The sequence below is a fragment of the Pseudomonas sp. LBUM1647 genome (genome assembly GCF_059716175.1).
Genome location: NZ_CP166809.1, coordinates 2,381,755 through 2,402,371, shown reverse-complemented (window position 1 = coordinate 2,402,371; position 20,617 = coordinate 2,381,755). Strand labels below are relative to the sequence as shown.

The 20,617-nt window shown below is 59.4% G+C and carries 16 protein-coding genes and 1 pseudogene; all 17 read left to right on the top strand.

Annotated elements, in window-relative coordinates:
• The first annotated feature begins 139 nt into the window (after window positions 1-139).
• Window positions 140-901, top strand: coding sequence for a secretin N-terminal domain-containing protein (locus ACA059_RS10910; protein WP_497633777.1), 762 nt, complete (start codon window positions 140-142; stop codon window positions 899-901).
• Between the two features lie 493 nt (window positions 902-1,394).
• On the top strand, window positions 1,395-2,720 hold the full coding sequence (aceA, locus tag ACA059_RS10905) for an isocitrate lyase (protein ID WP_282377694.1): 1,326 nt from the start codon (window positions 1,395-1,397) through the stop codon (window positions 2,718-2,720).
• 650 nt (window positions 2,721-3,370) lie between these two features.
• The gene (locus ACA059_RS10900; RefSeq protein WP_003223812.1) at window positions 3,371-3,784 is read left to right on the top strand and encodes an NADH-quinone oxidoreductase subunit A; all 414 of its coding nucleotides are present in this window, start codon (window positions 3,371-3,373) and stop codon (window positions 3,782-3,784) included.
• 10 nt (window positions 3,785-3,794) lie between these two features.
• Window positions 3,795-4,469, top strand: a complete 675-nt coding sequence (locus ACA059_RS10895; RefSeq protein ID WP_008146035.1) for a NuoB/complex I 20 kDa subunit family protein — start codon at window positions 3,795-3,797, stop codon at window positions 4,467-4,469.
• Window positions 4,470-4,541: 72 nt separating this feature from the next.
• Entirely contained in the window at window positions 4,542-6,326 is a 1,785-nt protein-coding gene (gene nuoC / locus ACA059_RS10890) for an NADH-quinone oxidoreductase subunit C/D (protein ID WP_497633776.1), read from the top strand.
• A gap of 2 nt (window positions 6,327-6,328) precedes the next feature.
• Complete coding sequence (gene nuoE / locus ACA059_RS10885) at window positions 6,329-6,826, top strand: NADH-quinone oxidoreductase subunit NuoE (RefSeq protein ID WP_008146039.1); 498 nt, start codon at window positions 6,329-6,331, stop codon at window positions 6,824-6,826.
• Window positions 6,823-8,178 (top strand): NADH-quinone oxidoreductase subunit NuoF, encoded by a 1,356-nt coding sequence (nuoF, locus tag ACA059_RS10880; protein ID WP_017339604.1) that lies wholly within the window; start codon window positions 6,823-6,825, stop codon window positions 8,176-8,178. The genes nuoE and nuoF overlap by 4 nt, the downstream gene beginning before the upstream one ends.
• 138 nt (window positions 8,179-8,316) lie before the next feature.
• On the top strand, window positions 8,317-11,031 hold the full coding sequence (gene nuoG / locus ACA059_RS10875) for an NADH-quinone oxidoreductase subunit NuoG (protein WP_282480700.1): 2,715 nt from the start codon (window positions 8,317-8,319) through the stop codon (window positions 11,029-11,031).
• Window positions 11,028-12,035 carry an NADH-quinone oxidoreductase subunit NuoH gene (nuoH, locus tag ACA059_RS10870; RefSeq protein WP_497633775.1) on the top strand — a complete coding sequence of 336 codons (1,008 nt, stop codon included), beginning with the start codon at window positions 11,028-11,030 and terminating at the stop codon, window positions 12,033-12,035. The genes nuoG and nuoH overlap by 4 nt, the downstream gene beginning before the upstream one ends.
• A gap of 12 nt (window positions 12,036-12,047) precedes the next feature.
• Window positions 12,048-12,593 (top strand): NADH-quinone oxidoreductase subunit NuoI, encoded by a 546-nt coding sequence (gene nuoI / locus ACA059_RS10865; protein ID WP_019648466.1) that lies wholly within the window; start codon window positions 12,048-12,050, stop codon window positions 12,591-12,593.
• Between the two features lie 9 nt (window positions 12,594-12,602).
• Window positions 12,603-13,106, top strand: coding sequence for an NADH-quinone oxidoreductase subunit J (gene nuoJ / locus ACA059_RS10860; protein WP_008146049.1), 504 nt, complete (start codon window positions 12,603-12,605; stop codon window positions 13,104-13,106).
• 2 nt (window positions 13,107-13,108) lie between these two features.
• A complete protein-coding gene (gene nuoK / locus ACA059_RS10855; protein WP_007946416.1) occupies window positions 13,109-13,417 on the top strand; it encodes an NADH-quinone oxidoreductase subunit NuoK in 309 nt (102 codons plus the stop codon).
• Window positions 13,414-15,267 (top strand): NADH-quinone oxidoreductase subunit L, encoded by a 1,854-nt coding sequence (nuoL, locus tag ACA059_RS10850; RefSeq protein ID WP_497633774.1) that lies wholly within the window; start codon window positions 13,414-13,416, stop codon window positions 15,265-15,267. Before nuoK ends, nuoL begins: the two co-directional genes overlap by 4 nt.
• Before the next feature lie 39 nt (window positions 15,268-15,306).
• On the top strand, window positions 15,307-16,839 hold the full coding sequence (nuoM, locus tag ACA059_RS10845) for an NADH-quinone oxidoreductase subunit M (RefSeq protein WP_497633773.1): 1,533 nt from the start codon (window positions 15,307-15,309) through the stop codon (window positions 16,837-16,839).
• 7 nt (window positions 16,840-16,846) lie between these two features.
• Window positions 16,847-18,310: an NADH-quinone oxidoreductase subunit NuoN gene (gene nuoN, locus ACA059_RS10840; RefSeq protein WP_283180873.1), complete on the top strand. Its 1,464-nt coding sequence runs from the start codon at window positions 16,847-16,849 to the stop codon at window positions 18,308-18,310.
• Window positions 18,311-18,587: 277 nt separating this feature from the next.
• Window positions 18,588-18,680, top strand: a pseudogene (locus tag ACA059_RS10835) (transcriptional regulator); the annotation flags it as partial.
• A gap of 550 nt (window positions 18,681-19,230) precedes the next feature.
• The gene (locus tag ACA059_RS10830; protein WP_497633772.1) at window positions 19,231-20,556 is read left to right on the top strand and encodes an OprD family porin; all 1,326 of its coding nucleotides are present in this window, start codon (window positions 19,231-19,233) and stop codon (window positions 20,554-20,556) included.
• Window positions 20,557-20,617: the final 61 nt, after the last annotated feature.

Sequence of the window (20,617 nt, the reverse complement as noted above, 5' to 3'; positions counted from 1 at the left end):
ACAAAAGCCTGAAAGAACACCACAAAACGCCCCGCCATCTTCGGATGCCGGGGCGTTTTGCTGTCTACGATTCAACTTGCCCCACGCCGGGCCGACAAACTGGCAATATCAACACTTCAAGATGTCGGAGATAACGGATATGTCCCTACGCACCCTGCTCACCACGCTGCTGCTGGCCTGCAGTTTTTCGGTCATGGCCGCCACCGAGATCGTGCCCTTGAACTACCGCACCAGTGCCGACATGCTGCCGATGGCCCAGGATTTCATCGGTAAGGATGGCCAGGTCAGCGCCTACGGCAACCAACTGATTGTTAATGCCGATCAGCGCAAGATCGACGAACTTAAAGCCCTGATTACGCAACTCGACACCCAACCCAAGCGCCTGCTGATCACCGTCGACACCAACGAAAACAACTTCCAGGGCGACCAGGGTTACTCGGTCAACGGCGCCAAGCCGAGCCAGACCCGCATCATCAATCGCAGCACCGACAGCCGCGATGGCGGCATCCAGCAGATTCAGGCCAGTGAAGGCGCACCGGCACTGATTCAGGTCGGCCAAAGCGTTCCGCTCACCAGCACTCAGACCGATTCCTACGGCGATCTGCGAAGCCAGACCGAATACCGCAACGTCACCCAGGGTTTCTACGTCACCGCCAGCGTCACCGGAGACATCGTTCACTTGGCGATCAGTACCAATCGTGACCGCATGAGCCAGGAACGTCCCGATGTAGTGAATGTGCAAAGTACCGACACAACTGTCACGGGACGACTGGGTGAATGGATCACCCTGGCCGGCGTAAACCGCCAGACTCAGGCCGACAAACAGGGCCAGACCCGCAGCTACTCGACTCAGGGTCGCGATGACATGACCCTGCGGGTGAAAGTCGATACTTTGGACTAAACCACCGAAAACTGACTGATTAGTCGTATTAGACCAAAGATGTAGTGCCTAAAAAAAAGCACTACAAAACGTTTGACGATACAAAAAAGCAAAGGCATGATGGCCTCGCTCCCGCTAATCAGGGGCCCTGGCAAGGGCCTTCGAGGCGCCGTTCGCACCTACCCCGCGAGCCGCTTCGTGTCTGTACCGCCCACAAGGTGTGTTTGACGAGGTTGCCGACTGGAACGAAGTTGTCCCGAGGGACGGAAGCGTATTAGGTAACCCGGCTCCACACTGAAGTTCGTACCAAGGCCCACGACGCCCGAATGCGCTCGCCAGTTCGCCCTTACCTGCTCACTTCCCCTCGAGCCCATCGTTCATCCCGTCGCCATCCCCGCCGAATCCGACTTGACCACCTAAGCTTCTGGTCAGCGAGCAGCCTTTTACGCTTCTAATGCGTATTTGGCAGGAGCAGGAATTTTCCACCCAGACCTATGCGACGAGGTTTATCTCCATGGCACTGACACGCGAACAGCAAATTGCAGCCCTCGAAAAAGATTGGGCTGAAAACCCACGCTGGAAAGGCGTGACACGCGCTTACTCCGCTGCTGACGTCGTCCGCCTGCGTGGCTCGGTTCAACCTGAGCACACCTTTGCAAAATTGGGCGCCGAGAAGCTTTGGAACCTGGTAACCCAAGGCGCCAAGCCGTCCTTCCGTCCAGAGAAAGATTTCGTCAACTGCATGGGCGCCCTGACCGGCGGCCAGGCTGTACAACAAGTTAAAGCCGGTATCCAGGCGATCTACCTGTCGGGCTGGCAAGTCGCGGCGGACAACAACTCCGCCGAATCGATGTACCCGGACCAGTCGCTGTACCCGGTGGATTCGGTTCCAACCGTGGTCAAGCGCATCAACAACTCCTTCCGTCGTGCTGACCAGATCCAGTGGAAAGCCGGCAAAGGCCCGGGCGACGAAGGCTACATCGACTACTTCGCTCCAATCGTGGCTGACGCCGAAGCCGGTTTCGGCGGCGTACTGAACGCTTACGAGCTGATGAAAAGCATGATCGAAGCAGGCGCCGCTGGCGTTCACTTCGAAGACCAACTGGCTTCCGTGAAAAAATGCGGCCACATGGGCGGCAAGGTACTGGTTCCTACCCAGGAAGCTGTACAGAAGCTGACCGCTGCTCGTCTGGCGGCTGACGTTGCCGGCACGCCGACCATCATTCTGGCTCGTACCGACGCTAACGCGGCTGACCTGCTGACCTCCGATTGCGACCCGTATGACAAAGAGTTCGTGACTGGCGAACGTACTCAGGAAGGTTTCTACAAAGTGCGCGCTGGTCTCGACCAAGCGATCTCCCGCGGCCTGGCCTACGCACCGTACGCCGACCTGATCTGGTGCGAAACCGCCAAGCCGGATCTGGACGAGGCTCGTCGCTTCGCCGAAGCGATCAAAAAGGAATACCCGGACCAACTGCTGTCGTACAACTGCTCGCCTTCCTTCAACTGGAAGAAAAACCTGGACGACGCGACCATCGCCAAGTTCCAGCGCGAACTGTCCGCCATGGGTTACAAGCACCAGTTCATCACCCTGGCCGGCATTCACAACATGTGGCACAGCATGTTCAACCTGGCGCACGACTACGCCCGTAACGACATGACTGCCTACGTGAAGCTGCAAGAGCAAGAGTTCGCTGACGCTGCCAAGGGTTACACCTTCGTGGCTCACCAGCAGGAAGTGGGCACCGGCTACTTCGACGACATGACCACCGTGATTCAAGGTGGCTCGTCTTCGGTGACCGCGCTGACCGGTTCGACTGAAGAAGAACAGTTCCACTGATCTGCTTCACCTGAGCAAACGGCCGTTGCGGACCGAATAGAAAGCTAACCGCAACGCCGCACATCTGACGCCCCGACTGGTTCGGGGCGTTTTTTTTGCCTGTGATTTCACCAACACCAGAAACCCCTGTAGGAGCTGTCGAGTGAAACGAGGCTGCGATTTTTTGATTTTGCTTTTCAAAAACAAGATCAAAAGATCGCAGCCTCGTTTCACTCGACAGCTCCTACGGGACGACGGCTGTCCGGGCAAAAACCCTGATTCAGAGCAGTTTCCTGATCAGGAAAACACGGTAAAACGACCCCGCTCGCTACTTGCAATAACGCGCATATAAGACAACTTCCCGGCCACCCACCCGTTAAACAGTTTAAAAAACGATCCAAACAATATTGATTATCATTTAGCCGCAACTATGTTCGTTACATTCCCTACAAAACATAATTGATGAAATCCCGGCTAATGCCCGAACCGCATGGGCTGCGGGGCTTTGGAGGTGTGCTATGTCCTTATTCCTATAAATAATTTCGCTATAGGAATTTTACTTGCACGGTGTTGTGCCATAAAATCAGCGGGATTGATTGCTGCGACATATCGTCACTGCTTTATTTCTTTTCAAGCTCAGAGACCTTTGCTCTCTGTTAAGGATTACCAGCATGCCCGAAGCGACAGGACTCATGGCCCACAACTGGGGCTTTGCCATTTTCCTTCTGGGCGTCGTCGGCCTTTGCGCCTTCATGCTCGGCGTCTCCAGCCTCCTCGGGTCAAAAGCCTGGGGCCGCAGCAAAAACGAACCGTTCGAGTCCGGCATGCTACCCACAGGTGGCGCCCGCTTGCGGCTCTCAGCCAAATTCTATCTGGTCGCGATGCTCTTCGTGATCTTCGATATCGAAGCCCTTTTTCTCTTTGCCTGGTCTGTGTCCGTCCGCGAAAGCGGCTGGACCGGATTCGTCGAAGCTCTCGTTTTCATAGCAATTCTGTTGGCAGGTCTTGTCTACCTGTTCCGAGTGGGCGCCCTTGACTGGGCTCCGGAAGCTCGTCGCAAGCGGCAGGCGAAGCTGAAACAATGAGGCTTTGGCAATGCAATACAATCTCACCAGGATCGACCCCGATGCTCCTAACGAGCAGTATCCGATTGGCGAGCGGGAAACCGTTTCCGATCCGTTAGAAGATCAAGTTCACAAAAACATTTTCATGGGCAAGCTCGAAGACGTGCTTAACGGCACGATCAACTGGGGGCGCAAGAACTCCCTGTGGCCGTACAACTTCGGTCTTTCGTGCTGCTACGTGGAAATGACCACCGCCTTCACGGCGCCCCACGACATCGCGCGCTTTGGCGCCGAGGTTATCCGGGCATCGCCGCGTCAGGCGGATTTCATGGTTATCGCCGGTACCTGCTTCATCAAGATGGCGCCGATCATTCAGCGTCTCTACGAGCAAATGCTCGAACCTAAGTGGGTTATCTCCATGGGTTCGTGCGCCAACTCCGGTGGCATGTACGACATCTACTCTGTCGTTCAAGGGGTGGACAAGTTCCTGCCCGTGGACGTCTACGTGCCTGGCTGCCCGCCCCGCCCTGAAGCTTTTCTGCAAGGCTTGATGCTCTTGCAAGAGTCGATTGGACAGGAGCGTCGCCCGCTTTCCTGGGTCGTCGGCGATCAAGGCGTGTACCGCGCCGAGATGCCTTCGCAAAAGGAACAGCGCCGCGAACAGCGAATCGCAGTCACCAACCTGCGCAGCCCCGACGAAGTCTGATCCAGATCTGCTTCTTTAATAGAACGAGACACTGGCTTCATTCTTTACGTTGACCGAAAGCGATAAATAACCATGACTACAGGCAGTGCTCTGTACATCCCGCCTTATAAGGCAGACGACCAGGATGTGGTCGTCGAACTGAACAACCGTTTTGGCCCCGAGGCGTTCACCGCCCAGCCTACCCGCACCGGCATGCCGGTGCTTTGGGTTGCCCGCGCCAAACTCGTCGAAGTCCTGACCTTCCTGCGCAACCTGCCCAAGCCGTACGTCATGCTCTATGACCTGCACGGCGTGGACGAGCGTCTGCGCACCAAGCGTCAAGGGCTGCCAAGCGGCGCCGACTTCACTGTGTTCTATCACTTGATGTCGATCGAACGTAATAGTGACGTAATGATCAAGGTCGCCTTGTCCGAGAGCGACCTCAGCGTGCCGACCGTGACCGGCATCTGGCCGAACGCCAACTGGTACGAGCGTGAAGTGTGGGACATGTACGGCATCAACTTTGCCGGTCACCCGCACCTGACCCGCATCATGATGCCGCCGACCTGGGAAGGTCACCCGCTGCGCAAGGACTTCCCGGCCCGCGCCACCGAGTTCGACCCGTTCAGCCTGACCCTGGCCAAGCAACAGCTTGAGGAAGAAGCCGCGCGCTTCAAGCCTGAAGACTGGGGCATGAAGCGTTCTGGTGCGAACGAGGACTACATGTTCCTCAACCTCGGTCCTAACCACCCTTCCGCGCACGGTGCGTTCCGCATCATTCTGCAGCTGGACGGTGAAGAGATCGTCGACTGCGTGCCGGACGTCGGTTACCACCACCGTGGTGCCGAGAAGATGGCCGAGCGTCAGTCCTGGCACAGTTTCATTCCGTACACCGACCGTATCGACTACCTCGGCGGCGTGATGAACAACCTGCCGTACGTGCTCGCGGTCGAGAAACTCGCCGGGATCAAGGTTCCGGACAAGGTCGACACCATCCGCATCATGATGGCCGAGTTCTTCCGGATCACCAGCCACCTGCTGTTCCTGGGGACTTACATCCAGGACGTCGGCGCCATGACCCCGGTGTTCTTCACGTTCACCGACCGTCAGAAGGCGTACACGGTGATCGAAGCCATTACCGGCTTCCGTCTGCACCCGGCCTGGTACCGCATCGGTGGCGTCGCTCACGACCTGCCGCGCGGCTGGGAAAAACTGGTGAAAGACTTCATCGAGTGGATGCCAAAGCGTCTGGACGAATACCAGAAAGCCGCACTGGACAACAGCATCCTGCGTGGCCGGACCATCGGCGTCGCCGCCTACAACACCAAAGAAGCCCTGGAATGGGGTGTCACCGGTTCCGGCCTGCGTTCGACGGGTTGCGATTTCGACCTGCGTAAGGCTCGCCCGTACTCCGGTTACGAGAACTTCGAATTCGAAGTGCCGCTGGCGGCCAATGGCGATGCCTACGACCGTTGCATCGTGCGTGTCGAAGAAATGCGCCAGAGCCTGAAGATCATCGAGCAGTGCATGCGCAACATGCCGGAAGGCCCGTACAAGGCGGATCACCCGCTGACCACGCCGCCGCCGAAAGAGCGCACCCTGCAGCACATCGAGACCCTGATCACGCACTTCCTGCAAGTTTCGTGGGGCCCGGTCATGCCGGCCAACGAATCCTTCCAGATGATTGAAGCGACCAAGGGCATCAACAGTTATTACCTAACGAGCGATGGCGGCACCATGAGCTACCGCACCCGGATTCGCACCCCAAGCTTCCCGCATCTGCAGCAGATCCCTTCGGTGATCAAAGGCAGCATGGTCGCGGACTTGATCGCGTACCTGGGTAGTATCGATTTCGTTATGGCCGACGTGGACCGCTAAGCATGAACAGCACGCTTATCCAGACAGACCGTTTCGCCCTGAGCGAAACCGAGCGCTCGGCCATCGAGCACGAGCTGCATCACTACGAAGACCCGCGCGCGGCGTCGATCGAAGCCCTGAAGATCGTCCAGAAGGAACGTGGCTGGGTACCTGATGGCGCGCTCTACGCCATCGGCGAAATTCTCGGCATCCCGGCCAGCGACGTTGAAGGCGTGGCGACGTTCTATAGCCAGATCTTCCGTCAGCCAGTAGGCCGTCACATCATTCGCGTCTGCGACAGCATGGTCTGCTACATCGGCGGCCATGAATCCGTGGTCAGCGAAATCCAGAGCAATCTGGGCATCGGCCTGGGTCAGACCACCGCCGACGGTCGTTTCACCCTGCTGCCGGTCTGCTGCCTCGGCAACTGCGACAAGGCGCCGGCGTTGATGATCGACGACGACACTTTCGGTGATGTGCAGCCTGCCGGCGTCGCCAAATTGCTCGAGGGCTACGTATGACCCTGACTTCCTTCGGTCCTGCCAACCGCATCAAGCGGTCGGCCGAGACTCATCCGCTGACCTGGCGTCTGCGTGACGACGGCGAAGCTGTCTGGCTCGACGAGTACCAGGCCAAGAACGGTTACGCGGCTGCGCGCAAAGCCTTCGCCGACATGGCTCAGGACGACATCGTCCAGACCGTGAAAGACGCCGGCCTTAAAGGTCGCGGCGGTGCAGGCTTCCCCACGGGTGTTAAGTGGGGCCTGATGCCTAAAGACGAATCCATCAACATCCGCTACTTGCTGTGCAACGCGGATGAAATGGAGCCGAACACCTGGAAAGACCGCATGCTGATGGAGCAACTGCCCCATCTGCTGATCGAAGGCATGCTGATCAGTGCTCGCGCGCTGAAAACCTACCGTGGCTACATCTTCCTGCGTGGCGAATACACCACCGCCGCCAAGCACCTGAACCGTGCCGTGGAAGAAGCCAAGGCAGCGGGCCTGCTGGGTAAAAACATTCTGGGCAGCGGCTTCGATTTCGAGCTGTTCGTCCACACCGGCGCCGGGCGTTACATCTGCGGTGAAGAAACCGCACTGATCAACTCCCTCGAAGGTCGCCGCGCCAACCCGCGCTCCAAGCCGCCCTTCCCTGCCGCCGTTGGCGTGTGGGGCAAGCCGACCTGCGTGAACAACGTTGAAACCCTGTGCAACGTGCCGGCGATCATTGCCGACGGCGTGGACTGGTACAAATCGTTGGCGCGCGAAGGCAGTGAAGACATGGGCACCAAGCTCATGGGCTTCTCCGGCAAGGTCAAGAACCCGGGCCTGTGGGAGTTGCCGTTCGGCGTTACCGGTCGCGAGTTGTTCGAAGACTACGCCGGCGGCATGCGCGACGGTTACAAGCTCAAGTGCTGGCAGCCTGGCGGCGCCGGTACCGGTTTCCTGTTACCGGAACACCTGGACGCACAAATGTACGCCGGCGGCATCGCCAAAGTGGGCACCCGTATGGGTACCGGCCTGGCCATGGCGGTGGACGACAGCGTCAACATGGTTTCCCTGCTGCGCAACATGGAAGAGTTCTTCTCCCGCGAATCCTGCGGCTTCTGCACCCCGTGCCGTGACGGTTTGCCGTGGAGCGTCAAGCTGCTGCGTGCGATCGAGAACGGTGAAGGGCAAGCCGGCGATATCGAGACCCTGCTGGGTCTGGTCGGTTTCCTCGGCCCAGGCAAGACCTTCTGTGCTCACGCACCGGGCGCCGTGGAGCCGTTGGGCAGCGCAATCAAATACTTCCGCCATGAGTTCGAAGCCGGCATCGCGCCTACCAGCGCCGTCGTCCCGCCTCTGGCAAGGCCGATCGTAGTCGGCGCGTAAACGCTTAAAAAAGGCGAAGGGTCCGTGCCCTTCGCCTTCTCGTGTGATGACGCCTTGAACGGCTGTGTTGATTCACGCGAATAACAAGATTCCATTAGCCACGCCCGCTGACACCGGGCCAACGAAGAACTTTGAACCATGGCCACTATCCACGTAGACGGCAAAGAGCTCGAAGTCGATGGGGCAGACAACCTGTTACAGGCATGTCTGTCGCTAGGCCTCGATATCCCTTATTTCTGCTGGCACCCAGCCCTAGGCAGCGTTGGCGCTTGCCGCCAGTGCGCGGTCAAGCAGTACACCGACGAAAACGACAAGCGTGGTCGGATCGTCATGTCCTGCATGACCCCCGCCACCGACGGCAGCTGGATCTCCATTGACGACGAAGAAGCGAAAGTGTTTCGCGCCAGCGTCGTTGAATGGCTGATGACCAACCACCCTCACGACTGCCCGGTCTGTGAAGAAGGCGGTCACTGCCACCTGCAAGACATGACGGTGATGACCGGCCACAACGAGCGCCGTTATCGCTTCACCAAGCGTACCCACCAGAACCAGCAACTGGGCCCGTTCATTTCCCACGAAATGAACCGCTGCATCGCTTGCTACCGCTGCGTGCGCTTCTATAAAGACTACGCTGGCGGCACCGACCTCGGTGTATTCGGCGCCCACGACAACGTGTACTTCGGTCGCGTTGAAGACGGCACCCTGGAAAGCGAGTTCTCCGGCAACCTCACCGAGGTCTGCCCGACCGGTGTGTTCACCGACAAGACTCACTCCGAGCGCTACAACCGTAAGTGGGACATGCAGTTCTCGCCGAGCATCTGCCATGGCTGCTCCAGCGGTTGCAACATCTCCCCGGGCGAACGCTACGGTGAACTGCGTCGTATCGAAAACCGTTTCAACGGTTCGGTAAACCAGTACTTCCTGTGCGACCGTGGCCGTTTCGGCTATGGCTACGTCAATCGCAAGGATCGCCCGCGTCAGGCATTGCTGGCCAACGGCGCCAAGCTGACCCTCGACGAAGCGCTGGATAAAGCGGCCGACCTGCTGCGCGGTCGCAACATCGTCGGTATCGGTTCGCCACGTGCCAGCCTCGAAAGCAACTACGCGTTGCGCGAACTGGTCGGCGCCGAGCACTTCTACTCCGGTATCGAAGCCGCCGAGCTGGAACGCATTCGTCTGGTCATGCAGGTGCTCAAAGACAGCCCGCTGCCGATCCCGAACATGCGCGACATCGAAGACCACGATGCGATCTTCGTCCTCGGTGAAGACCTGACCCAGACCGCTGCGCGCATGGCCCTGTCCCTGCGTCAATCGGTCAAAGGCAAAGCCGAAGACATGGCCGACGCCATGCGCGTTCAGCCTTGGCTCGACGCCGCCGTGAAGAACATCGGTCAGAACGCTCTGAACCCGCTGTTCATTGCCAGCCTGGCTGAAACCAAGCTCGACGACATCGCTGAAGAATGCGTTCACGCCGCGCCAGACGACCTGGCCCGCATCGGTTTCGCCGTGGCTCACGCCCTCGACGCCAGCGCGCCTGCCGTTGAAGGCCTGGACGCTGAAGCTCTGGAACTGGCCAAGCGCATTGCCGACGCCCTGCTCGCCGCCAAGCGTCCGCTGATCATTGCCGGTACCTCGCTGGGTTCCAAGGCGCTGATCGAAGCCGCGGCAAACATCGCCAAAGCCCTGAAGCTGCGCGAGAAGAACGGTTCCATCAGCCTGATCGTGCCAGAGGCCAACAGCCTCGGCCTGGCCATGCTCGGTGGTGAATCGGTCGACGCAGCCCTGCAAGCGGTGATCGACGGCAAGGCCGACGCCATCGTCGTGCTGGAAAACGATCTGTACACCCGTACCGACAAAGCCAAGGTCGATGCTGCCCTGAACGCCGCGAAAGTGGTGATCGTGGCAGACCATCAGAAGACCGCCACCAGCGATCGCGCGCACCTGGTTCTGCCAGCGGCCAGCTTCGCTGAAGGCGACGGTACGCTGGTCAGCCAGGAAGGCCGCGCCCAGCGCTTCTTCCAGGTCTTCGACCCGACTTACCTCGACGCAAGCATCATGGTTCACGAAGGCTGGCGCTGGCTGCATGCCCTGCGCGCCACCCTGTTGAACCAGCCGATCGACTGGACCCAACTGGACCACGTCACCGCTGCCTGTGCTGCAAGCACTCCGCAACTGGCCGGCATCGTCAGCGCCGCACCGTCCGCCGCGTTCCGCATCAAAGGCCTGAAACTGGCTCGCGAACCGCTGCGTTACTCCGGTCGTACCGCCATGCGCGCCGACATCAGCGTGCACGAACCGCGTACTTCCCAGGACAACGACACGGCGTTCTCGTTCTCCATGGAAGGTTACTCGGGCTCGGTCGAACCGCGTCAGCAAGTGCCATTCGCCTGGTCGCCGGGCTGGAACTCGCCGCAAGCCTGGAACAAGTTCCAGGACGAAGTCGGTGGTCACATCCGCGCTGGCGACCCGGGCACTCGCCTGATCGAAAGCACCGGTGACTCGCTGAACTGGTTCGCCAGTGTTCCTCGCGCGTTCAACCCGGCTCCGGGCACCTGGCAGGTTGTGCCGTTCTTCCACCTGTTCGGCAGCGAAGAGAACTCTTCCAAAGCCGCACCGGTTCAGGAACGCATCCCGGCCGCTTACGTGTCGCTGGCCAAATCCGAAGCCGACCGTTTGGGTGTCAATGACGGCGCTCTGCTGAGTTTGAGTGTTGCTGGCCAGACCTTGCGTCTGCCGCTGCGCATCAACGAAGAGCTGGGTGCCGGCCTGGTCGCATTGCCGGCCGGTATTGCGGGCATTCCGCCGGCGATCTTTGGCAAATCCGTTGACGGTCTGCAGGAGGCAGCTCAATGACCTGGTTCACGCCTGAAGTGATTGACGTGATCATCGCGATCCTCAAGGCCATCGTGATTCTGCTCGCTGTGGTGGTGTGCGGCGCGCTGTTGAGCTGGGTCGAGCGTCGTTTGCTCGCCCTCTGGCAGGACCGTTACGGTCCGAACCGCGTCGGCCCGTTCGGCGCGTTCCAGATCGCGGCCGACATGATCAAGATGTTCTTCAAGGAAGACTGGACCCCGCCGTTCGCCGACAAAGTGATCTTCACCTTGGCGCCGGTCGTGGCCATGAGCGCCTTGCTGATTGCCTTCGCGATCATCCCGATCACCCCGACCTGGGGTGTGGCGGACATCAACATCGGCATCCTGTTCTTCTTCGCCATGGCCGGTCTGTCGGTCTACGCGGTGCTGTTCGCCGGCTGGTCGAGTAACAACAAGTTCGCCCTGTTGGGCAGCTTGCGGGCCTCGGCGCAAACCGTGTCGTACGAAGTGTTCATGGGCCTGTCGCTGATGGGCATCGTGATCCAGGTTGGCTCGTTCAACATGCGCGACATCGTTGAATATCAAGCCCAGAACCTGTGGTTCGTCATCCCGCAGATCTTCGGTTTCCTGACGTTCTTCATTGCCGGCGTCGCCGTGACTCACCGTCACCCGTTCGACCAGCCGGAAGCGGAGCAGGAACTGGCCGACGGTTACCACATTGAATACGCCGGCATGAAATGGGGCATGTTCTTCGTCGGTGAGTACATCGGCATCGTGTTGATTTCGGCGCTGCTGGTGACGTTGTTCTTCGGGGGCTGGCACGGTCCGTTCGGCATTCTGCCGCAGATCCCGTTCATCTGGTTCGCACTGAAAACCGCGTTCTTCATCATGTTCTTCATCCTGCTGCGCGCCTCGATTCCGCGCCCACGGTATGACCAAGTGATGGATTTCAGCTGGAAGTTCTGCCTGCCGCTGACCCTCGTCAACATGCTGGTGACCGCTGCGATCGTGTTGCTCAACACGCCCGCCGTCGCGGCTCAGTGAGGATAGAGAATCATGAAGTACATATTTGACATCGTGCATGGCTTCTTCACCCAGCTTCGCAGCCTGGTGATGATCTTCGGCCACGCCTTCCGCAAGCGCGACACGCTGCAATACCCGGAAGAGGCGGTGTACCTGCCGCCGCGCTTCCGTGGCCGTATCGTGCTGACCCGCGACCCTGATGGCGAAGAGCGTTGTGTAGCCTGCAACTTGTGCGCCGTGGCGTGCCCGGTCGGTTGCATCTCGCTGCAGAAAGCTGAAACCGATGACGGTCGCTGGTACCCGGAGTTTTTCCGTATCAACTTCTCGCGCTGCATTTTCTGCGGCCTCTGCGAGGAAGCCTGCCCGACCACCGCGATCCAGCTGACACCGGATTTCGAGATGGCCGAGTTCAAACGTCAGGACCTGGTGTACGAGAAAGAAGATCTGCTGATCTCCGGCCCCGGCAAAAACCCTGATTACAACTTCTATCGTGTTGCAGGTATGGCGATTGCCGGTAAGCCGAAAGGCGCCGCGCAGAATGAAGCCGAACCGATCAACGTGAAGAGCTTGCTGCCTTAAGGAAGAAAGATGGAATTCGCTTTCTATTTCGCATCGGGTATCGCTGTTGTGTCCACGCTTCGCGTGATCACCAACACCAACCCTGTGCACGCCCTGCTCTACCTGATCATTTCGCTGATTGCCGTGGCGATGACCTTTTTCGCCCTCGGCGCACCGTTTGCCGGTGTGCTGGAAGTGATCGCCTACGCTGGCGCCATCATGGTGCTGTTCGTGTTCGTGGTGATGATGCTGAACCTGGGCCCCGCCTCGGTTCAGCAAGAGCGCGTCTGGCTCAAGCCCGGCATCTGGCTCGGCCCGGTCGCGCTCGGCACCCTGCTGCTGGTTGAACTGCTGTACGTACTGTTCAGCCACGACAGCGGCCAGGCCATCGGCCACACCACCGTAGACGCCAAGGCCGTAGGCATCAGCCTGTTCGGTCCTTACCTGCTGGTGGTCGAACTCGCCTCGATGTTGCTGCTCGCCGCAGCCGTCACGGCGTTCCACTTGGGCCGCAACGAAGCCAAGGAGCAATGACGATGCCTGCTATCCCTATGGAGCATGGTCTGGCGGTCGCCGGCATCCTGTTCTGCCTCGGTCTGGTCGGCCTGATGGTCCGCCGCAACATTCTCTTCGTGCTGATGAGCCTGGAGGTCATGATGAATGCCTCCGCACTGGCCTTCATCGTTGCCGGTAGCCGCTGGGCGCAGCCAGATGGACAGATCATGTTCATCCTGGTGATCAGCCTGGCAGCCGCCGAGGCCAGTATTGGCCTGGCGATTCTGTTGCAGCTGTATCGCCGCTTCCACACTCTCGATATCGACGCTGCCAGCGAGATGCGCGGATGAATCTTCTCTATCTGACTTTCGTATTCCCTCTCATAGGTTTCCTGCTGCTGTCGTTCTCACGCGGCCGCTTTTCGGAAAACCTGTCGGCGCTGATCGGCGTCGGTTCCATCGGCTTGTCGGCCATCGTCACGGCTTATGTGATCTGGCAATTCAACGTCGCGCCACCTGACGGCGGTCACTACACCATGGTGTTGTGGCAGTGGATGGCGGTGGAAGGCTTTACGCCTAACTTTGCGCTGTACCTGGATGGTCTGTCCCTGACCATGCTCGGTGTGGTGGTCGGCGTCGGCTTCCTGATCCACCTGTTCGCGTCCTGGTACATGCGCGGTGAAGCCGGATACTCGCGCTTCTTCGCCTACACCAACCTGTTTATCGCCAGCATGCTGTTCCTGGTCCTGGGCGATAACCTGTTGTTCCTGTACTTCGGTTGGGAAGGCGTAGGCCTGTGCTCGTACCTGTTGATCGGTTTCTACTACAGCAACCGCAACAACGGTAACGCGGCACTGAAAGCCTTCATCGTGACCCGTATCGGCGACGTGTTCATGGCCATCGGCCTGTTCATCCTGTTTGCACAATTGGGCACGCTGAACATCCAGGAGCTGCTGGTTCTGGCGCCGCAGAAATTCCAGGCTGGCGACTTCTGGATGGTCATGGCGACCCTGATGCTGCTGGGCGGCGCTGTCGGTAAATCCGCGCAACTGCCGCTGCAAACCTGGCTGGCGGACGCGATGGCCGGTCCTACTCCGGTTTCGGCACTGATCCACGCCGCAACCATGGTGACCGCCGGTGTCTACCTGATCGCCCGTACTCACGGCCTGTTTGCCCTGGCGCCGGATATCCTGCACCTGGTCGGCGTTGTCGGCGGTGTCACCCTGGTCCTCGCCGGTTTTGCCGCACTGGTTCAGACCGACATCAAACGTATCCTCGCCTACTCGACCATGAGCCAGATCGGCTACATGTTCCTGGCCTTGGGCGTTGGCGCATGGGATGGCGCGATCTTCCACCTGATGACCCACGCCTTCTTCAAGGCGCTGCTGTTCCTTGCATCCGGTGCGGTGATCGTTGCCTGCCACCACGAGCAGAACATCTTCAAGATGGGCGGCCTGTGGAAGAAACTGCCACTGGCCTACGCCAGCTTCATCGTCGGCGGCGCGGCATTGTCTGCCCTGCCACTGGTGACCGCAGGCTTCTACTCCAAGGACGAAATCCTCTGGGAAGCGTTCGCCAGCGGCAACCACGGTCTGCTTTACGCAGGTCTGGTCGGTGCGTTCATGACGTCGCTGTACACCTTCCGCCTGATCTTCATCGCGTTCCACGGTGAAGCGAAGACCGAAGCGCACGCCGGTCACGGCATCGCTCACTGGCTGCCACTGTCGGTGCTGATCGTATTGTCTACCGCCATTGGCGCGATGATCGTTCCACCGCTGCACGGCGTGCTGCCGGAAAGCGTCGGCCATGCCGGCGGCGAAGCCAAGCACAGTCTGGAAATCGCGTCGGGCGCCATCGCCCTGGCCGGGATCCTGCTGGCCGCGCTGCTGTTCCTCGGCAAGCGTCGTTTCGTCACTGCAATCGCCAACAGCGGCATCGGCCGCTTCCTTTCGGCCTGGTGGTTCGCTGCCTGGGGCTTCGACTGGATCTACGACAAACTGTTCGTCAAGCCATACCTTGCGATCAGCCACGCACTGCGCAGAGACCCGCTCGACCAGACCATCGGTCTGATCCCGCGTATGGCCAAAGGTGGTCACACCGCCCTGAGCCGTACCGAAACCGGTCAACTGCGTTGGTACGCGGCATCGATGGCAGCCGGCTCCGTGCTGGTCATCGGCGCCATCGTGCTGGTAGCGGTCTGATATGAACCTTGCGAACTTGCGAAAGGAATTGAGCCCGTCATGATTCTGCCTTGGCTAATCCTGATCCCCTTCATCGGCGGCCTGCTGTGCTGGATGGGTGAGCGCTTCGGCGCTACCCTCCCCCGCTGGATTGCGCTGTTGACCATGACCCTGGAACTCGCGCTCGGCCTCTGGCTGTGGGCCCACGGTAATTATTCATTTGCTCCGGCACCTGGCGCCGATCCGACCTGGGTGCTTGAGTTCAAGCACATCTGGATCGAGCGCTTCGGCATCAGCGTGCACCTGGCCCTCGACGGCCTGTCGCTGTTGATGATCCTGCTGACCGGTCTGCTGGGTATCCTCTCGGTACTCTGCTCGTGGAAAGAGATCCAGCGTCACGTTGGCTTCTTCCACTTGAACCTGATGTGGATCCTGGGCGGTGTCGTCGGCGTGTTCCTCGCCCTCGACCTGTTCATGTTCTTCTTCTTCTGGGAAATGATGCTGGTGCCGATGTACTTCCTCATCGCGCTCTGGGGTCACAGTTCTTCGGACGGCAAGAAAACCCGGATCTACGCGGCGACCAAGTTCTTCATCTTCACTCAGGCTTCCGGCCTGATCATGTTGGTGGCGATCCTGGGTCTGGTCCTGGTCAACTTCAACGACACCGGCGTGATTACCTTCAACTACGCCGACCTGTTGAAAACCAAGATGTCGCTGACCACCGAGTACATCCTGATGCTCGGCTTCTTCATCGCCTTCGCGGTGAAACTGCCGGTGGTGCCGTTCCACTCCTGGTTGCCTGACGCTCACGCCCAGGCGCCGACCGCGGGTTCGGTCGACCTGGCCGGTATCTTGTTGAAGACGGCGGCTTACGGTCTGCTGCGTTTCGCCCTGCCGCTGTTCCCGAATGCCTCGGCCGAGTTCGCGCCGATCGCCATGACCCTGGGTCTGATCGGGATCTTCTACGGTGCGTTCCTGGCCTTCGCCCAGACCGACATCAAGCGTCTGATCGCCTACTCCTCCGTTTCCCACATGGGTTTCGTGTTGATCGGCATCTACTCCGGCAGCCAACTGGCACTGCAGGGCGCGGTCATGCAGATGCTGGCGCACGGTCTGTCGGCGGCGGCACTCTTTATCCTCAGTGGTCAACTGTACGAGCGCACTCACACCCGTGACATGCGTGAGATGGGTGGCCTGTGGTCGAAGATCGCTTACCTGCCAGCCGTCAGCCTGTTCTTCGCAGCCGCGTCCCTGGGCTTGCCGGGTACCGGTAACTTTGTGGGTGAGTTCCTGATCCTGATCGGCACGTTCCCGGCCGCCCCATGGATCACTATCATCGCGACGTCCGGCCTGGTGTTCGGTTCGGTCTACTCGCTGATCATGATCCACCGTGCCTACTTCGGCCCGTCCAAATCGGACGCGGTGCTGCATGGCATGGATGGTCGCGAACTGATCATGGTGGTCGGTCTGGCGGCGCTGCTGATTTACATCGGCGTGTACCCGCAACCGTTCCTCGATACCTCTGCTGCGACGATGCATGGCGTGCAGCAATGGCTCGGCACCGCCTTCACTCAACTCGCTTCGGCCCGGTAAGAGCGCTATGGAATTCACGACTCAACACTTTATCGCGCTTGCGCCGTTGTTGATCACCAGCGCCACGATCATCGTGGTGATGCTGGCAATCGCCTGGCGCCGCAACCACTCGCAGACCTTCCTGATTTCCGTGGCGGGTCTGAACCTGGCGTTGCTGTCGATCCTGCCAGCCCTGAAAGTCGCGCCTCTGGCCGTGACTCCATTGCTGCAGATCGACACCTTCGCTTGCCTGTACATGGCGCTGATCCTGGTCGCCACCCTCGCTTGTGTGACCCTCGCCCACGCCTACCTCGGCGATGGCGGTTCGGGTTACCCGGGCAACCGTGAAGAACTTTACCTGCTGATCCTGATGGCCGCCGCCGGTGGCCTGGTACTGGTCAGCGCGCAGCACCTGGCCGGGTTGTTCATCGGTCTGGAACTGCTCTCGGTACCGGTCTACGGTCTGGTGGCGTATGCCTTCTTCAACAAGCGTTCGCTGGAAGCCGGTATCAAGTACATGGTGCTGTCGGCCGCCGGTTCTGCGTTCCTGTTGTTTGGTATGGCCCTGCTCTACGCCGACTCCGGCAGCCTGAGCTTCGTCGGTATCGGCCAGGCCCTCGCGGCCACCGGCCTGCCAAGCTCACTGGCGCAACTGGGCCTGGGCATGATGCTGATCGGTCTGGCGTTCAAGCTGTCGCTGGTACCGTTCCACCTCTGGACCCCGGACGTTTACGAAGGTGCTCCGGCACCGGTGGCCGCGTTCCTGGCCACCGCGTCCAAAGTCGCTGTGTTCGCGGTGATGGTGCGTCTGTTCCAGATCTCGCCCGCGGCGAGCAGCGGTGTACTGAGCGACGTGCTGACCATCATCGCCATCGCGTCGATCCTGTTCGGTAACCTGCTGGCACTGACCCAGAGCAACCTCAAGCGTCTGCTGGGTTACTCGTCCATCGCTCACTTCGGTTACCTGCTGATCGCCCTGGTGGCGAGCAAGGGTCTGGCCGTGGAAGCCATCGGCGTGTACCTGGTCACCTACGTGATCACCAGCCTCGGCGCGTTCGGCGTGATCACCCTGATGTCCTCGCCGTATAACGGCCGTGACGCGGATGCCCTGTACGAATACCGCGGCCTGTTCTGGCGCCGTCCGTACCTGACCGCCGTACTCACCGTGATGATGCTGTCCCTGGCCGGTATCCCGCTGACCGCGGGCTTCATCGGCAAGTTCTACATCATCGCTACCGGTGTCGAGTCGCACCAATGGTGGCTGGTCGGTTCCCTGGTACTGGGCAGCGCCATCGGCGTCTTCTACTACCTGCGTGTGATGGTCACCCTGTACCTGATCGAACCGAACCTGCGTCGCCACGATGCGCAACTGCACTGGGAACAACGTGCAGGCGGCGTGATGCTGCTGGCCATCGCTGCACTGGCGTTCTTCCTCGGTCTGTATCCGCAGCCGTTGCTGATCCTGGTTCAACAGGCGGGGTTGGCGGGTTGATCGCTTAAGCGACTCTCGGTAGAAAACAGAAACGGCACCTTCGGGTGCCGTTTTTGCGTTTGTGGGATTCAAGATCAAAAGATCGCAGCCTTCGGCAGCTCCTACATTGGGAGGGCGTACACCCTGTAGGAGCTGCCGAAGGCTGCGATCTTTTGATCTTCAATGCCCTCTCCTTTCTAGGAATTTGCCTGCAAAGCGGTGAGCAATGGCTGACATTCCGCAGAAGGCATTTGCCGCTAAATTTGAAGATCACCTATCGAGTGGAGATCCAAGAACCATGAAGCGGACTATTTTTTCAGAGTTGATGGATGGCCTCGATGCGTTAGCCAAAGAACGCCAAGGCAAAATCACCTTGGAAAAAACGCGTGTTAAACGGATCGGCGCCATGAAGGGCAAACTCGTATTTCCAAATGACATCGATACCTCTCTGTCAGACAGCCAGCTAGATACCTACGAAAGGTAGAAGCCACATCTGCGTACATGGATCTATCAGACCCACCCTGACCAATGTGGGAGCGAGCCTGCTCGCGATGGCGTCGGCATGTTCAACATCGTCATTGCCTGACATTCCGCTATCGCGAGCAGGCTCACTCCTACAGGTTGTGTGCCGTTCGCTAATTCTGTGGCCACCCCGGATCACTGTGGGAGCGTGGCTTGCCCGCGAAGGCGTCAGGTCAGTCGACATCATCATTGCCTGACACTCCGTTTCGCGAGCAAGCTCGTTCCCACAGGTTTCAGAGGTGCACCCGCATGGCTTGGCGTGCCACCCACATAACGAAATTGTAATTCCCGCATCACCTTGGCGTTATCCGCAGCTTGCAACGATGTCACCCGGCGACCATGCCGGCGGGCCTTCTCCGCCGAACAATAAAACCCACGCCGAAGCACGTTCCCGTTCTGCCGAACCCAAGGAGTGATTGATGGTTAACAATACAAAAATGTCGATGGCCGCTTTAGCGGTGGTGGTCGGCTCCGGACCGTCCATGGTGATGGCGGATGATAAACCCGAAGGGTTTATCGAGGGCAGCAGCCTGACGGTGCTCAACCGTAACTTCTACTTCAACCGTGATCACCGCAACGGCCAGTCCAGCCCCACCGGCAATGGTTATTCCGAAGCCTGGGCCCATGCGGTGATCAGCAAGTTCGAATCCGGGTTTACCCAAGGCACTGTCGGCGTCGGTGTCGATGCGTTTGCGATGATCGGCTTGAAGCTCGACACCGGTGACGGGCGCAACGGTGGTCGCAGTTCGTTTGATGTGCTGCCAGTCAACAGTGATGGCAAGGCGCGGGATGAGTACACCAAGATTGGTGGCGCCGCCAAAGTGCGAGCCTTCGATACGGTGGTCAAGGTCGGTGACGTGTTCCCGGCCAACCCGGTGGTGGCGGCAGGTGACTCGCGATTGCTGCCGGAGAGCTTTCGCGGTGTGACGGCGGTCAACACCAGCATCGAGGGTCTGTCGGTTCAGGGCGGTCGGTTGCATGCGATGAGCCAACCAGTGTCCAGCGACATGCGCGAGAACTTCGCCACGTTTTATGCCGGCCCGGTTAATTCGCCGTGGATCGCTTACGGCGGCGGCGACTATGTACTGAACAAGAACCTCAGTTTCAGCCTGTACTCCAGCCGCCTCAAGGATGCCTGGAATCAGTACTACGCCGGCACTGCCTGGACCTATCCGCTATCGGATGACCTGTCGCTGTTTGGCGGCCTGAACTATTACAAGGCTGTCGACGAAGGCAAACAACTGCTCGGCCAGTTCGACAACAACATCTGGAGCGGCCGGGTCGGGGTGAAACTCGGTGCGCATTCCGTAGCGCTGTCGCATCAGCGCAACAACGGCAATGACGATTTCGATTACCTGCGCCAGTCCGACTCGATCTTCCTCGACAACTCCATCCAGTACAGCGACTTCAACTCGCCCAAAGAACGTTCCTGGATGGTGCGCTACGACCTCGACATGAGCAGCTATGGCGTGCCGGGTTTGTCGTTCATGACCCGTTACGCCCGTGGCACCGACGCCGACTATTCCAACGCCAACGCGGTGTACATGCGCCGCGATGCCGAAGGTAACCCGTTGACCGACCAGAAGCGCTGGGAACGTGATATCGAAGTCAAATACGTGGTGCAGAGCGGTTCGATGAAGGATCTGTCGCTGCGCTTGCGCCAGGCCAACACCCGCGCCACGGCGTTTGAGTCGGATCTGGATGAGGTGCGGGTGATTGTCGAGTACCCGTTAGCCATTCTCTGACTTCGCTGTTTAACCAAATTCACCTTTAGAAGCTCCTTGCTCCTTTGGTAAGAGGTGAATC

What these genes read in the sequence shown, in the direction of transcription:
- ACA059_RS10910 (WP_497633777.1), top strand. Translation starts at nt 140, where the DNA reads ATGTCCCTACGCACCCTGCTCACCACGCTGCTGCTGGCCTGCAGTTTT.
- aceA (WP_282377694.1), top strand. Translation starts at nt 1,395, where the DNA reads ATGGCACTGACACGCGAACAGCAAATTGCAGCCCTCGAAAAAGATTGG.
- ACA059_RS10900 (WP_003223812.1), top strand. Translation starts at nt 3,371, where the DNA reads ATGCCCGAAGCGACAGGACTCATGGCCCACAACTGGGGCTTTGCCATT.
- ACA059_RS10895 (WP_008146035.1), top strand. Translation starts at nt 3,795, where the DNA reads ATGCAATACAATCTCACCAGGATCGACCCCGATGCTCCTAACGAGCAG.
- nuoC (WP_497633776.1), top strand. Translation starts at nt 4,542, where the DNA reads ATGACTACAGGCAGTGCTCTGTACATCCCGCCTTATAAGGCAGACGAC.
- nuoE (WP_008146039.1), top strand. Translation starts at nt 6,329, where the DNA reads ATGAACAGCACGCTTATCCAGACAGACCGTTTCGCCCTGAGCGAAACC.
- nuoF (WP_017339604.1), top strand. Translation starts at nt 6,823, where the DNA reads ATGACCCTGACTTCCTTCGGTCCTGCCAACCGCATCAAGCGGTCGGCC.
- nuoG (WP_282480700.1), top strand. Translation starts at nt 8,317, where the DNA reads ATGGCCACTATCCACGTAGACGGCAAAGAGCTCGAAGTCGATGGGGCA.
- nuoH (WP_497633775.1), top strand. Translation starts at nt 11,028, where the DNA reads ATGACCTGGTTCACGCCTGAAGTGATTGACGTGATCATCGCGATCCTC.
- nuoI (WP_019648466.1), top strand. Translation starts at nt 12,048, where the DNA reads ATGAAGTACATATTTGACATCGTGCATGGCTTCTTCACCCAGCTTCGC.
- nuoJ (WP_008146049.1), top strand. Translation starts at nt 12,603, where the DNA reads ATGGAATTCGCTTTCTATTTCGCATCGGGTATCGCTGTTGTGTCCACG.
- nuoK (WP_007946416.1), top strand. Translation starts at nt 13,109, where the DNA reads ATGCCTGCTATCCCTATGGAGCATGGTCTGGCGGTCGCCGGCATCCTG.
- nuoL (WP_497633774.1), top strand. Translation starts at nt 13,414, where the DNA reads ATGAATCTTCTCTATCTGACTTTCGTATTCCCTCTCATAGGTTTCCTG.
- nuoM (WP_497633773.1), top strand. Translation starts at nt 15,307, where the DNA reads ATGATTCTGCCTTGGCTAATCCTGATCCCCTTCATCGGCGGCCTGCTG.
- nuoN (WP_283180873.1), top strand. Translation starts at nt 16,847, where the DNA reads ATGGAATTCACGACTCAACACTTTATCGCGCTTGCGCCGTTGTTGATC.
- ACA059_RS10830 (WP_497633772.1), top strand. Translation starts at nt 19,231, where the DNA reads ATGGTTAACAATACAAAAATGTCGATGGCCGCTTTAGCGGTGGTGGTC.